Source organism: Rhodococcus sp. BH4 (assembly GCF_002079265.1).
In the GTDB taxonomy this organism is placed as follows: Bacteria; Actinomycetota; Actinomycetes; order Mycobacteriales; family Mycobacteriaceae; genus Rhodococcus_F; species Rhodococcus_F qingshengii.
Map to the genome: position 1 here is coordinate 5,209,691 of NZ_CP014941.1, position 12,966 is coordinate 5,222,656.

The window sequence follows — 12,966 nt, forward strand, 5'->3', positions numbered from 1 at the left end:
CCCGGGAATACCCGGGGCTCGACTTTGTTGACTCCGAATGAGATAGTTGAACAATCAACTACCTGACATCAGCTTCACGGATACAAGGAGTACGACATGCCTGCTGTGACAGTCGAGAACATCTTGGCCCTGCCCCGTCTCGACGAGCCGGCAGAGTCAGCAGTCGACCGCCCCGTCAAGAGCATCACCACCGCACCGGTCGGATACGAAGGTGAAGGCTTTCCCGTTCACCGCGCCTTCGCCGGCATCGACCTCTCCGCCCTCGATCCCTTCATCCACATGGACCAGATGGGCGAGGTCAACTACGCACCCGGAGAACCCAAGGGCACACCGTGGCACCCGCACCGCGGCTTCGAAACCGTGACCTACATGATCGACGGCATCATGGAGCACCAGGACTCCAACGGTGGCGGTGGCATTATCGGCGGCGGCGACACCCAGTGGATGACCGCGGGTGGCGGCATCCTCCACATCGAAACTCCGCCGGAGCACCTCGTCCTCAGCGGCGGCCTTTTCCACGGCGTCCAACTGTGGGTCAACCTGCCTCGCGACAACAAGATGGCATCTCCGCGGTACCAGGACATCACCGGTAACAAGGTGGCCCTGCTTTCCTCGCCGGACGGCGGAGCCTTGGTACGCGTCATCGCCGGAGACATCGCCGGCCACGCCGGACCTGGTTCGACGTACACACCGATCGCGCTCTCCCACACGACTGTGGCCCCGGGTGCGAGCCTGACGCTTCCGTGGAACCCCGAGTTCAACGCGATCGTCTACGTGCTCGCCGGCGAAGGCACGGTCGGGGCCGAGCGTCGGCCCATTCGTGTCGGACAGACAGCTGTCTTCGGACGCGGTGACTCCATCACCGTCGCCGCCTCCGATCGCCAGGATTCACGGACCGAATCTCTCGAGGTATTCATCCTCGGCGGCAAACCGATTCGTGAGCCCATCGCGATGGCCGGGCCGTTCGTCATGAACACCAAGTCCGAGGTCATGCAGGCCTTCGAGGACTTCCAGGCCGGACGCCTGGGATCCATCCCGGCGGCACACGAGACGCTGAGCTGACATGTCGTCGGTAGTCGTCCAGCGAGCTGACGAACGTGCGCATCTCAACTACGGCTGGCTCACGGCGCGTCACAGTTTCCCCTTCGCCGGAAACTTCGATCACGCCGCGTACGCGCATGGACTTCTGTTGGTGAACAACGACGACATCATCGAAGCCGACTACGGTTTCGACACTCATCAGCACCGCGACACCGAGATCGTGACGTGGGTGCTCAGCGGATCTCTGGTTCACCAGGATTCCGCTGGGCACTCCGGGGTCATCCATCGCGGACTCGCGCAGAGAATGAGCGCCGGTACCGGAATCCTGCACTCCGAGCGCAACGATCGCTTCCGGGCCGACGGCTCGCGTGTCACCGAGCCCGTTCACCTCGTCCAGATGTGGATACCCCCGGACGAATCCGGAGTGACTCCGAGCTATCAGGAACTCGACATCAACTCCGAACTCGACGGCGGTGGCCTGATCACCCTGGCGTCGGGGATGCCCGCGCATCGCGACCACAGCGCGATCAGCTTGCACAACAAACATGCGGCACTGCATGTTGCTCGCCTCGAGACCGGTGGGTCGGTATCTCTCCCGGATGCGCCGTACGTGCACGGCTTCATCGCCGGTGGCACTGTCGACGTCGAGGGAGTCGGATTGCTCGGTCCGGGAGATTCGTTGCGACTCAAGGATACTGGCGGTCAACGAGTCGAGGGAATCGGCGATGCGGAGATACTCGTGTGGGAGATGCACGCGTCGACGAACTGACGACACCACCGAGTACGCCCAATGTTCGGACTACACAGCAGGTTCGTCGTAGGGTGGATGCCGGTAGTGGCGGATCCCGATTGTGGTGGATCCCGGTGGTACAGAAGGAGGAGCCATGGCATCTGGTCGAGCACAGGCCCCACGGACGACACCGCACATCGATGTGCACCGCTCCGGCGATCGCTTGAAATCCCGCGTCTCCTGGCTGGATTCGAAACATTCGTTCTCGTTCGGACAGCACTACGATCCGGACAACACTCATCACGGATTGCTGCTCGTCAACAACGACGACACCGTACTGGCGGGAACCGGTTTCGACACCCATCCGCACAAGGACATGGAAATCGTGACCTGGGTGCTTCGCGGTTCGCTCGTGCACCAGGATTCCATCGGCCACACCGGCGTCATCTATCCGGGACTCGCCCAGCGCATGAGCGCCGGTACCGGAATCATGCACAGTGAGAAGAACGATTCGTGGCGTATCGGCGGCGAACAGCATTCCGACCCCGTGCATTTCATTCAGATGTGGGTGGTACCGGACGAAGGTGGACTGACCCCCGGTTACGAACAGCTCGAGATCGACGACGAACTGCTGCGCGGCGGTCTGATCCCGGTTGCCTCCGGGATGGAGCGCTACAAGGATCATTCGGCGATTCGCATCAACAACAAGAACGCCGCCATGCATGTCGCACGCATTCTGCCGGGCACCTCCGTGAATCTTCCGGGCGCACGGTTCCTGCACGTCTTCGTCGCGCAGGGCACTGCCGAGATGGAGGGCGTCGGCACACTGTACGAGGGCGATGCTGTCCGGTTGAGCGATTCGGGTGGCCAGCAGCTGACCTCCGACGCCGGGGCCGAAGTCCTCGTCTGGGAGATGCATTCACGTATCGGTGGTTGAGACCCGGTCTCGGCAGGACTCGGCGCGCTGGAGATACTCGACGGATGAGCATCGACAACTCCGCCGCGCCCGTCAAGAAGCTTGACCCACTCAACACATTGATGGGTGTGCGCGCCGTTTCGGTCGAGCCCGGGGACCTGGCCTTCGCGCAGGCCGTCGGCGAGCGATTCCACGATCACCGTGGCAAGACCGTGCTCGGTTCCATCGGAGTCATGATCGACGGTGCCATGGGTGGCGCGGTGTACTCGGGACTGACCTCGGGCCATCAGTCCGTGCTCGCGCAGGTCACGGTCAGTGCGGGCGCCGACATCCCCGACGTCGCGGACGTCGGTGCCACCGGAACACTCGTGCATCTCGACGACGGCGTCGGACTCGCATCCGGGCAACTTCGCGACGAGAACGGCACCCTTCTGGCAGTGATGGCCGGTCGCGCCATGGTGGTCTCGCGTCCCCCCGTCGTGGGAATCGACGACTACGTGGAGGGCGAGCCGCTGCCCGTCCCGACGCCGGAGAAGACAAGCGACCTGAGCGGGTTGTCCGGGTCCGACGTCGTCGAAGGAATCCGCGACGGCAAACTCGAACGCGGTCCACTCGCCGGTCTCCTCGATCTTGCTGTCGTCGACGTGACCCCGGGTTCCGTCGTCGGTGAGTTCGCACCCGTGGCCTGGATGGCCAACCCGTTGGGCGCCGTTCAGGGCGGTGTCCTCATCTCGGCAGTCGACGCCATCACTGGCCTGTCTGCCCAGACCCTGACCAGCGTCGACCAGGACTATCGCGTCCTCGACCACAAGATCGACTTCCTGCGCTCACCCGACATCGGCGGGCCGGTCTTGCGCGCCGAGGCCTCCGTGATTCGTGCCGGGCGCAGGCTCGCGCTGATCGAAACTCGCATCGTCGACGCCGGCGGACAGGTCTATGTGCGGGCCACTTCGAGCATTCAGATGCTCTCCCAGCAAGTTCACAGCGGATAACCAGTTCCGCACCAGGTCGCCCGTCCACCATTGAGACAACAGCCCACACAATGGAGGTACAGCGGCGTGAACAAAGACATCGAAGCGAGCAGGCTGCGCGTGAGCCGTCGGCGGGCTCTCGCCCTCGGCGGAACCATCAGTCTCGGCGGGCTCATCGCAGCGTGCTCCGGCAACAGTGGCACCGCCACGACGACTTCGGCTGCGGCTGCGTCGACGACAACCACTTCCGGCACCTCCGCCGCGGCCACGTCCGGCGACGCTGTCACCGCACTTCTGGCCAAAGCACCGCAGTGTGTCATGAGCAAGGAAGAGACGCAGGGTCCCTACTGGTTCGACGTCGACTCCATTCGCGGCGACATCCGCGAGGACCGTCCGGGCACCACGCTGCAGGTTGCGATGCGCGTGCAGGACAACAGCCAGTGCAACGTCGACGGCAGCATCGGCGCGGTCAGTAACGCCGTCGTCGAGATCTGGCACTGCGACGCCGGCGGCGTGTACTCCGGCTTCGAATCCGGTTCGCTGAGCGCCAACGGCGGCGGCGGTGGCGGAACTCCCCCGGCCGGGGGGATGGGTGAACCTCCGTCAGGTGCACCCGGAGGCGGAATGGGCGAACCACCGTCAGGCGCCCCCGGCGGAATGGGCGGCGGCATGGGAGGGTCCGGTGAGACCTCCGACGGTTCGTACAGCGTCGGCGACACCGAAGCCACCACCACCGACGACGGTACCTATCTGCGCGGGGCGCAGACCACCGATGCAAACGGCATCGCACAGTTCACCACGATCTTCCCCGGCTGGTACATGGGCCGCACCACCCACATCCACGTCAAGGTTCACATCGACAAGAAGACGGTCCTCACGTCGCAGACCTTCTTCGACGAGACCCTTCTCGACGAGGTGTACTCGCAGTCCCCGTACAGCGAGCACACCGGTCGTGAGAACAACACGAACAACGCCAGTGACGGCATCTACGACGACACCGGCCTCATGACCGTCGAAAAGCAATCGGACGGGTCCTACCTCGCCGTCATCAACCTGGGTATCGACGCCTGAGGTAGGAGCCCGGTCAGCTGCCGACGTATGCCGCGAGGTGCTTTCCGGTGAGTGTGGAGCCGTCGGCGACGAGCTCCTCGGGAGTGCCCTCGAAGACGATCCGACCGCCGTCGTGACCGGCACCAGGGCCGAGGTCGATGATCCAGTCTGCGTGTGCCATCACCGCTTGGTGGTGCTCGATCACGATGACTGACTTACCGGAATCGACCAGTCGATCGAGCAGGCCGAGCAACTGCTCGACGTCGGCCAGGTGCAGTCCGGTGGTCGGCTCGTCGAGGACGTACACGCCGCCCTTCTCACCCAGGTGGGTTGCCAGCTTGATGCGCTGACGCTCACCGCCCGACAGCGTCGTCAACGGCTGGCCGATCGTGAGGTATCCGAGCCCCACGTCGACCAGTCGGACGAGGATCTTGTGCGCAGCGAGGGTCTTGGCCTCACCCTCGCCGAAGAACTCCTCGGCCTCGGCCACCGACATCGTGAGAACCTCGTTGATGTCCTTGCCACCGAATTTGTATTCGAGTACCTCGGCTTGGAAGCGCTTGCCCTCGCACTCCTCGCAGAGAGTGGCAACGCCGGCCATCATCGCCAGGTCGCTGTAGATGACGCCGTTGCCGTTGCACGTCGGGCAGGCGCCCTCGGAGTTGGCACTGAACAGCGCCGGCTTCACGCCGTTGGCCTTCGCGAATGCCTTGCGGATCGGGTCGAGCAGCCCCGTGTACGTCGCCGGGTTGCTCCGACGCGAGCCGCGGATCGCACTCTGATCGACCGACACCACGTCTTCGCGTTTCGCGAGTGAGCCGTGGATCAGCGAACTCTTGCCCGACCCTGCCACACCGGTCACCACGACCAGGACGCCGAGCGGTACGTCGACGTCTACATCTTGGAGGTTGTGTGAGTTCGCTCCACGAATCTCGATTGCTCCGGTGGACTCCCGCACGGTCTCTTTGATTGCGGCCCGGTCGTCGAAGTGACGGCCGGTTACGGTGTCGCTGGCACGAAGGCCCTCGACGGTGCCCTCGAAGCAGACGTTTCCGCCGGCGCTACCCGCACCCGGACCGAGGTCGACGATGTGGTCGGCGATCACGATCGTCTCCGGCTTGTGCTCGACCACGAGCACGGTGTTGCCCTTGTCGCGCAGGCGCAGCAGTAGGTCGTTCATCCTCGCGATGTCGTGCGGATGCAGGCCGGTGGTGGGCTCGTCGAAAACATACGTGATGTCGGTGAGCGAGGAACCCAGGTGACGAATCATCTTGGTGCGCTGAGCTTCACCACCGGACAGCGTTCCCGACGGCCGATCGAGACTGAGGTAGCCGAGTCCGATCTCCACGAACGAGTCGAGCGTTTCACCAAGCGTCGTGAGCAACGGCGCGACCGAAGGCTCCTTCAGTCCGCTGACCCATTCCGCGAGATCGCTGATCTGCATCGAGCAGGCGTCGGCGATGTTGACGCCCTTGATCTTCGACGACCGCGCCCCCTCGCTCAGTCGCGTCCCGTCGCATTCGGGGCAGGTGGTGAACGTGATCGCCCGCTCGACGAAAGCCCGGATGTGGGGCTGCATCGCGTCGACGTCCTTGGCCAGGAACGACTTCTGAATCTGCGGAATCAGACCCGTGTACGTCAGGTTGATGCCTTCGACCTTGATCTTGGTCGGCTCTTTGTAGAGCAGATCGTTCAGTTCCTTCTTGGTGTACTTCTTGATCGGCTTGTCGGGATCGAAGAAGCCGCAGCCGCGATAGATCCGGCCGTACCAACCCTCCATGCTGTAACCGGGCACCGTGATCGCACTCTCGTTGAGCGACTTGGTGTCGTCGTACAACGCGGTCAGATCGAAATCGTTGACCGCCCCTCGTCCCTCACACCGCGGACACATGCCGCCGGTGATCTTGAAGCTGCGACGCTCTTTCGTCTGACGTCCGCCGCGTTCCATCGTGACCGCGCCTGCTCCGGAGATCGAGGCCACGTTGAACGAAAACGCCTGAGGCGAACCGATGTGAGGCTTTCCGAGACGGCTGAACAGGATGCGGAGCATCGCGTTGGCGTCGGTGGCGGTTCCGACGGTCGAGCGCGGGTCGACTCCCATCCGCTGCTGATCGACGATGATCGCGGTGGTCAGGCCGTCGAGAACATCGACGTCCGGCCGCGCGAGCGTCGGCATGAAACCTTGAACGAAAGCGCTGTAGGTCTCGTTGATCATCCGCTGCGATTCCGCGGCGATCGTACTGAACACCAGCGAACTCTTCCCCGAACCGGAGACGCCGGTGAATACCGTCAGCCTCCGCTTCGGGATCTCGACACTGATGTCTTCGAGGTTGTTCACCCGCGCGCCTTGCACGCGGATCAAATCGTGGCTGTCTGCGGTGTGCAAGGCAGTCATCGTGTCTCCATCTGTCAGTCGATCGCCGACGGTCTCAGCGCAGTTGACGGGCTCAGCGCAGTTCTTGAATACGGATCAGGTTTCCCGCTGGGTCCCGGACGGCGCAATCGCGAACGCCGTACGGCTGCTCGGTCGGTTCCTGGACGACGTCGATGTCGCCGGCCTGAAGCCGCTCGAACGTGTCGTCCAGATCTTTGGTGGCCAGGAGAAGTCCGCCGTAGGTGCCCTTGGCCATCATCTCGATGATGGTGCGGCGCTCCTCGTCGGTGATTCCGGGATCGACGGCCGGCGGATGCAGCACGATGGAGGTGCCGGGCTGGCCGGGCGGCCCCACCGTGATCCAACGCATCCCGTCGTAGCCGACGTCGTTGCGAACCTCGAAGCCGAGCGTGTCGCGATAGAAGTTCAGGGCGGCTTCAGGGTCGTCCTGCGGAAGGAAACTCGAGTGAATGGTGATGTCCATGGCGATCACGTTAATTGCGGCTGCGCGGTCTGCGCTTCTCGATTCCTGATCGGTCTGGTGACTTGTTTGGACACGCAGGACGGCATTCCTGCCGTCGACTGCTCGGCCTCGCGCCGATAGACACTGGGCGGAACCCCCACCAATTCGGTGAACTTGCTGCTGAAAGTGCCGAGAGAGCTGCAACCGACCTCGAAGCAGACGTCCGTGACACTGAGGTCTCCGCGCCGCAGTAACGCCATCGCTCGCTCGATTCGCCTGGTCATCAGGTAGGCGTACGGCGGTTCTCCGTATGCCTGACGGAATTGGCGACTGAGATGCCCCGCAGACATGTTCACTCCCCGCGCGAGCGCCTCCACGTCCAGAGGCCGCGCGTACTCCCGGTCGATACGGTCTCGCACACGTCGTAGTCGCGCGAGGTCCTGCAGGTGCGGATCTGCGGCAGGTCTGCTGGTCACGTATTCGATCGTGCCATGCCATACCGACGTTGCCCAGCACAAGAGATGAACTCGGCGTGGAGCGATCGCGCACACACCGAGCAGTTCGTCATGATCGTGTAAGGATGGAGAAATGACCACGGCTCATCGCTCAGGCATCGACCTCACCCACCTCGACGGCGACACACGGGCGCAGGACGATCTGTTCGTCCACGTCAACGGAAAATGGCTCGCCGAATACGAGATTCCGGCAGACCGCGCAGTCGACGGGGCCTTCCGGACGCTCTACGACAAGGCCGAAGAAGACGTACAGACCATCATCACCGAAGCCGCGGAGTCCAACTCGGCCGCCGGTACCGATGCACAGCGCATCGGCGACCTGTACTCGAGTTTCATGGACGCCGACGCCGTGGAGGCCGCAGGCCTCGGCCCCATCGACGACGAGCTCGACGCCGTCGCCGATGCGCCGGACCGGTCGTCGCTGGCCACCGTGATCGGACGCCACCAGCGCGTCGGCGTCGGCGGTGCCATCTCGCATTACGTCGACACCGATGCCAAGAACTCCGAGCGGTACCTGATCCACTTCAGCCAGTCGGGAATCAGCCTCCCCGACGAGTCGTACTACCGCGAGGACAACTACGCGGAGATCCGCGAGAAGTACGTCACGCACATCGACAAGATGTTCACCCTCGCCGGCGTCGGCTACGACGCCCAGCGTGTGTTCGAGCTCGAGAAGAAGATCGCGGCCGGGCATTGGGACGTCGTCAAGCGTCGTGACGCAGATTTGAGTTACAACCTGGTGGGCTTCGAGGAACTGACCGAGCAGAACCCCGGTTTGGACTGGGCGGCATGGCTGTCCGGTCTCGGCGCCGATTCGGAGAAGTTCGCCGAGATCGTGGTCCGCCAGCCCGATTTCCTGCACACCTTCACCGCACTCTGGGCGTCGGAGTCACTGGACGATTGGAAGGCATGGGCGGCGTGGAAGGTGCTTCATGCCCGCTCCCCTTACCTGCATTCGGCCCTGGTCGACGAGACCTTCGCTTTCTACGGCACCACGCTCTCGGGAACCGAAGAGAACCGTGAGCGCTGGAAGCGCGGGGTAAGCCTGGTCCAGGATCTGCTCGGCGAGGCCGTCGGCAAGCTCTACGTCGATCGACACTTCCCCGCAGAGGCGAAGACCCGCATGCTGGAACTGGTCGCAAACCTGCAGGAGGCGTACCGCCGCAACATCTCCGACCTCGAGTGGATGAGCCCGCAGACTCGTGAGGCTGCATTGGCCAAGCTCGAGAAGTTCACCCCGAAGATCGGTTACCCCGATAAGTGGCGCGACTACGCCGGACTCGAGATCTCGGCAACCGACCTGGTGGGCAACTACCGTCGCGGATACGCCGCCGAGTACGACCGTGACCTGGCCAAGCTGGGCGGCCCTGTCGACCGTGACGAGTGGTTCATGACACCGCAGACCGTCAACGCCTACTACAACCCGGGCATGAACGAAATCGTCTTCCCCGCAGCCATTCTCCAGCCGCCGTTCTTCGACGCGGCAGCCGACGACGCTGCCAACTACGGCGGCATCGGCGCCGTCATCGGCCACGAGATCGGTCACGGATTCGACGATCAGGGCGCCAAGTACGACGGCGACGGCAACATGGTCGACTGGTGGACCGACGAGGACCGCAGCGAATTCGGCAAGCGCACAAAGGCTCTCATCGAGCAGTACAACGAGTTCGAGCCCAAGGAACTGCCGGGCCACCACGTCAACGGCGAGTTCACGATCGGCGAGAACATCGGCGACCTCGGCGGGCTGTCGATCGCGATCGCGGCGTACAAGATCGCGACCGAAGGTACCGAACCTCCGGTCATCGACGGACTCACCGGCTTGCAGCGCGTGTTCTTCGGGTGGGCGCAGGTATGGCGCACGAAGGCCCGTGAGGCCGAAGCGCTTCGCCGTCTGGCCGTCGACCCGCACTCGCCGCCGGAGTTCCGGTGCAACGGCGTCGTCCGCAACCTCGACACGTTCCACGAGGAGTTCGACGTCAAGCCCGGTGACGCACTGTATTTGGAGCCGGAGAAGCGTGTGAAGATCTGGTAGCAGGGGCAAGCCCCTGTGCGCGCTTAGGGACCCCCTGGACTCCCTGAGCGCGCACGGGGCCGAAGGCCTACCGGGCGTACATGATCACCCCGACGCCGACCAGACAGATCAGCGCACCGGCGATGTCGAAACGATCCGGGCGGAATCCGTCCATCACCACCGCCCACAGCAGTGAACCTGCGACGAAGATCCCGCCGTACGCGGCGAGGATGCGCCCGAAGTTCGCATCGGGTTGCATGGTGGCGACCAGACCGTAGAGGCCGAGCGAGATGACGCCGAGCCCCACCCAGATCCATCCCTTGTGCTCGCGAATTCCCTGCCACACCAACCACGCGCCCCCGATTTCGAGCAGCGCGGCGAGTACGAACAGCAACAGCGAACGTGCGACGGTCATGCCGCACACAGTATCGCTACAGACGTACTCCGGTCTCCGCGGAAAAGAAGTACACCTCGCCGGCCTTGGGCAGCAGATGAAGCGACTCCCCCGGTGCCACCGACATCTTCCGGTCGACGCGAATGACGATTCGACCGGATCGGCTCTGCCACTGCGAATCCGGGGCACCCTTTGCATAGACGAACGATTCGGCTCCCAACTCTTCGAGCAGATCGGCATCCACGGCCAGCGAGCCCTTTCGCCACGCTCCCACCAGATCCCACGATTCCGGGCGCACTCCCACGACGACCCGCTCCCGCTCGGACGCCCCGGTGGGCAGCGGAATCCGCAGATCACCGAGCACTGCGACGGTTCCCTCGACCGGCGCTTCGATCAGGTTCATGCCGGGCGATCCGATGAAGGCGGCCACAAAGGTGTTGACGGGGTTGTCGTAGAGTTCGCGCGGCTTCGCCACCTGCTGCAAGCGACCGTCCAGCATCACCGCCACTCGGTCCCCCATCGTCATCGCCTCGACCTGATCGTGGGTGACGTAGACCGTCGTGGTGCCGAGTCGACGCTGTAAGGCGGCGATCTGCGACCGTGTGCTGACGCGTAGTTTGGCATCCAGATTGCTGAGCGGCTCATCCATGCAGAACACCTTGGGATGGCGAACGATGGCTCTACCCATGGCGACTCGCTGGCGTTGCCCACCGGACAGCTTGGCCGGTTTACGTCCGAGCAGCGGTTCGAGCTCGAGCATCCGCGCTGCCTCGAGTACCCGCTCCCGTCGCTCGGCCTTTCCTACTCCGGCATTCTGCAGCGCGAAGCCCATGTTCTGCTCGACGGTCATGTTCGGGTACAGCGCGTAACTCTGAAACACCATGGCGACGTCACGTGCTCGCGGAGCGAGGTGCGTGACGTCCGTGCCGCCGATCTCGATCCGGCCGTCCGACGCGGACTCGAGACCGGCGAGCATTCGCAGGCTGGTGGACTTACCGCAACCGGAAGGTCCTACGAGTACCAGGAACTCACCGTCGGCGATGTCGAGGTCGAGACGGTCGACTGCCGGTCGATCGGTTCCTTCGTAGCGGTGCGTGACTCCCGCGAATTGCACGTTGGCCATGAGTGTTCTCTCCTACTACTTCGGCAGCTTGGGGGTGATCTGCCGGTCGATGATCTGCTGCAACTGCGTGGCAACGCCGGCGAATGTCGATGCGACGTCGGCCTTCTGGAGAGCGATCTGCTCGAGTCCGGTGCCGATGATCTGATCCCCACCCGGGACGAACACGCGTGCGTAGTCCTGCGAGCGCGTACGCGAGAGCTGATCCACAGCGGTACGGGAGTTGGGGTTCGCGTCGAGGAACGCCTTCATGCTCGGCTCCGAGGTTGCCGACTTGCGGACCGGCATGTAGCCGACGTTCTGCGAGAAGTACGCCGTGTTCTCACCATTGGTGATGAAGTCGATGAACTTGAGCGCGTTCTTCTTACGCTGATCGGAGATCTTGGACGGGATGGCAAGCCCGGCACCGCCGGTGGGGCAACCGGGAGTTCCGTCCACTGCCGGGAGGAAAGCGGTGCCGAAGTCGAAGTTGGCAGTCTTCTTGATGCCGGACAGATCGCCCGTCGACGCGATGGTCGACGCCAGAATGCCGGTACCGAATTCGTTCGCGATGTCAGTGGAGACCGCGGCGTACTTCTTATCGTGAATCATGCTGGAGAGGAACTGCCCTGCGGCAATGGTCTTCTCGTTGTCGAGCTGCAGATTCCACTGGTCGGAGTACGAGCCGCCGAACGTCCAGATTGGGCCTTCGTAGGTCCAGCCGAGGTAATCCTTCGCGTTGCCCCACCCGTGTGCCAACTTGCCGTTGCCCACGACCTTCTGCAGCTCGGGTCCCCACTCGTCGAACTCCTGCCATGTCGCCGGCCCACGGTCGGGAAGACCTGCCTGCGACCAGACCGCCTTGTTGTAGTAGAACAACGGCGTCGACCGCGCGTAGGGAAGCGCATAGTGCTTGCCCTGGAACAGGTAGTCGGCGAGCAGTGAATCGACGTAGTCGGCCGAGTCGACCCCCACCTCGGAGAAGAGTCCGTCGAGCGGCTCGATTGCCCCGGCCAGTGCATAGTTGAACCACCAGACATCCGACAGCACAACCACATCGGGCACATCTCCACCGGAGAGGGCAGCGTTGAACTTCTGTGCCACCTCTTCGTAGTTCTTGCCGCCGTCCACCAAGTTGACCTTCAGGTCCGGGTACTTGGTCTGGAAGCGGTTGATCAGTTCCTTCTCCACGTCGGTGGACTTACCCGGATGGTTCGACCAGAAGGTGATGGTGTTGGAATCACCCGACGCACCGGATGTTCCCGCAGCATCAGCGCTCGACCCGCCGGATCCCGCGCACGCGGTCAGTGCGGCTCCGGCGGCGATTGCACCGCCGAGGCTCAAGAATCCGCGCCTGTTCATGTTTGCCATTACTGCTCCTCGAGAAAGAAATGTGACGGGA

12 protein-coding genes are annotated in these 12,966 nt (G+C 63.5%); 6 read left to right on the forward strand and 6 right to left on the reverse strand.

Translation table 11 applies throughout. From position 1 onward, the window contains the following. Positions 1 to 96: 96 nt before the first annotated feature. From A0W34_RS24025 to A0W34_RS24045, 5 genes are all read left to right on the forward strand, one after another. Positions 97 to 1,062, forward strand: coding sequence for a pirin family protein (locus A0W34_RS24025; RefSeq protein WP_007731415.1), 966 nt, complete (start codon positions 97 to 99; stop codon positions 1,060 to 1,062). Between the two features lies 1 nt (position 1,063). After that, positions 1,064 to 1,810 (forward strand): pirin family protein, encoded by a 747-nt coding sequence (locus A0W34_RS24030; RefSeq protein WP_003939960.1) that lies wholly within the window; start codon positions 1,064 to 1,066, stop codon positions 1,808 to 1,810. Between the two features lie 115 nt (positions 1,811 to 1,925). After that, complete coding sequence (locus tag A0W34_RS24035) at positions 1,926 to 2,708, forward strand: pirin family protein (protein ID WP_003940511.1); 783 nt, start codon at positions 1,926 to 1,928, stop codon at positions 2,706 to 2,708. A gap of 44 nt (positions 2,709 to 2,752) precedes the next feature. After that, on the forward strand, positions 2,753 to 3,679 hold the full coding sequence (locus A0W34_RS24040; protein WP_003940082.1) for a PaaI family thioesterase: 927 nt from the start codon (positions 2,753 to 2,755) through the stop codon (positions 3,677 to 3,679). Between the two features lie 66 nt (positions 3,680 to 3,745). Continuing rightward, positions 3,746 to 4,729, forward strand: coding sequence for an intradiol ring-cleavage dioxygenase (locus A0W34_RS24045; RefSeq protein WP_042926419.1), 984 nt, complete (start codon positions 3,746 to 3,748; stop codon positions 4,727 to 4,729). 13 nt (positions 4,730 to 4,742) lie between these two features. Here the strand turns inward: A0W34_RS24045 and A0W34_RS24050 are convergent, their stop codons facing one another. From A0W34_RS24050 to A0W34_RS24060, 3 genes are read right to left on the reverse strand one after another with little or no spacing between them, the layout of a single operon-like run. Next, complete coding sequence (locus A0W34_RS24050; protein ID WP_081558401.1) at positions 4,743 to 7,103, reverse strand: ATP-binding cassette domain-containing protein; 2,361 nt, start codon at positions 7,101 to 7,103, stop codon at positions 4,743 to 4,745. A 52-nt stretch (positions 7,104 to 7,155) separates the two neighbouring features. Further along, entirely contained in the window at positions 7,156 to 7,566 is a 411-nt protein-coding gene (locus A0W34_RS24055) for a VOC family protein (RefSeq protein WP_003940539.1), read from the reverse strand. A gap of 5 nt (positions 7,567 to 7,571) precedes the next feature. Next, positions 7,572 to 8,021 (reverse strand): helix-turn-helix transcriptional regulator, encoded by a 450-nt coding sequence (locus A0W34_RS24060; RefSeq protein ID WP_030535180.1) that lies wholly within the window; start codon positions 8,019 to 8,021, stop codon positions 7,572 to 7,574. 112 nt (positions 8,022 to 8,133) lie between these two features. Between A0W34_RS24060 and A0W34_RS24065 the strand changes: the two genes are divergently transcribed. Then, positions 8,134 to 10,092, forward strand: coding sequence for a M13 family metallopeptidase (locus A0W34_RS24065; protein WP_081558402.1), 1,959 nt, complete (start codon positions 8,134 to 8,136; stop codon positions 10,090 to 10,092). Between the two features lie 67 nt (positions 10,093 to 10,159). Here A0W34_RS24065 and A0W34_RS24070 read toward each other — a convergent pair whose 3' ends face one another. Genes A0W34_RS24070 through A0W34_RS24080 form a run of 3 tightly spaced genes read right to left on the reverse strand, consistent with a single transcriptional unit; the run spans position 10,160 to position 12,935 of the window. Further along, entirely contained in the window at positions 10,160 to 10,486 is a 327-nt protein-coding gene (locus tag A0W34_RS24070; RefSeq protein WP_003940244.1) for a YnfA family protein, read from the reverse strand. 16 nt (positions 10,487 to 10,502) lie between these two features. Beyond that, positions 10,503 to 11,588, reverse strand: a complete 1,086-nt coding sequence (locus tag A0W34_RS24075; RefSeq protein ID WP_054187729.1) for an ABC transporter ATP-binding protein — start codon at positions 11,586 to 11,588, stop codon at positions 10,503 to 10,505. 15 nt (positions 11,589 to 11,603) lie between these two features. Further along, entirely contained in the window at positions 11,604 to 12,935 is a 1,332-nt protein-coding gene (locus tag A0W34_RS24080) for an ABC transporter substrate-binding protein (protein WP_003940485.1), read from the reverse strand. Positions 12,936 to 12,966: the final 31 nt, after the last annotated feature.

What these genes read in the sequence shown, in the direction of transcription:
- A0W34_RS24025 (WP_007731415.1), top strand. Translation starts at nt 97, where the DNA reads ATGCCTGCTGTGACAGTCGAGAACATCTTGGCCCTGCCCCGTCTCGAC.
- A0W34_RS24030 (WP_003939960.1), top strand. Translation starts at nt 1,064, where the DNA reads ATGTCGTCGGTAGTCGTCCAGCGAGCTGACGAACGTGCGCATCTCAAC.
- A0W34_RS24035 (WP_003940511.1), top strand. Translation starts at nt 1,926, where the DNA reads ATGGCATCTGGTCGAGCACAGGCCCCACGGACGACACCGCACATCGAT.
- A0W34_RS24040 (WP_003940082.1), top strand. Translation starts at nt 2,753, where the DNA reads ATGAGCATCGACAACTCCGCCGCGCCCGTCAAGAAGCTTGACCCACTC.
- A0W34_RS24050 (WP_081558401.1), bottom strand. Translation starts at nt 7,103, where the DNA reads ATGACTGCCTTGCACACCGCAGACAGCCACGATTTGATCCGCGTGCAA.
- A0W34_RS24055 (WP_003940539.1), bottom strand. Translation starts at nt 7,566, where the DNA reads ATGGACATCACCATTCACTCGAGTTTCCTTCCGCAGGACGACCCTGAA.
- A0W34_RS24065 (WP_081558402.1), top strand. Translation starts at nt 8,134, where the DNA reads ATGACCACGGCTCATCGCTCAGGCATCGACCTCACCCACCTCGACGGC.
- A0W34_RS24070 (WP_003940244.1), bottom strand. Translation starts at nt 10,486, where the DNA reads ATGACCGTCGCACGTTCGCTGTTGCTGTTCGTACTCGCCGCGCTGCTC.
- A0W34_RS24075 (WP_054187729.1), bottom strand. Translation starts at nt 11,588, where the DNA reads ATGGCCAACGTGCAATTCGCGGGAGTCACGCACCGCTACGAAGGAACC.
- A0W34_RS24080 (WP_003940485.1), bottom strand. Translation starts at nt 12,935, where the DNA reads ATGGCAAACATGAACAGGCGCGGATTCTTGAGCCTCGGCGGTGCAATC.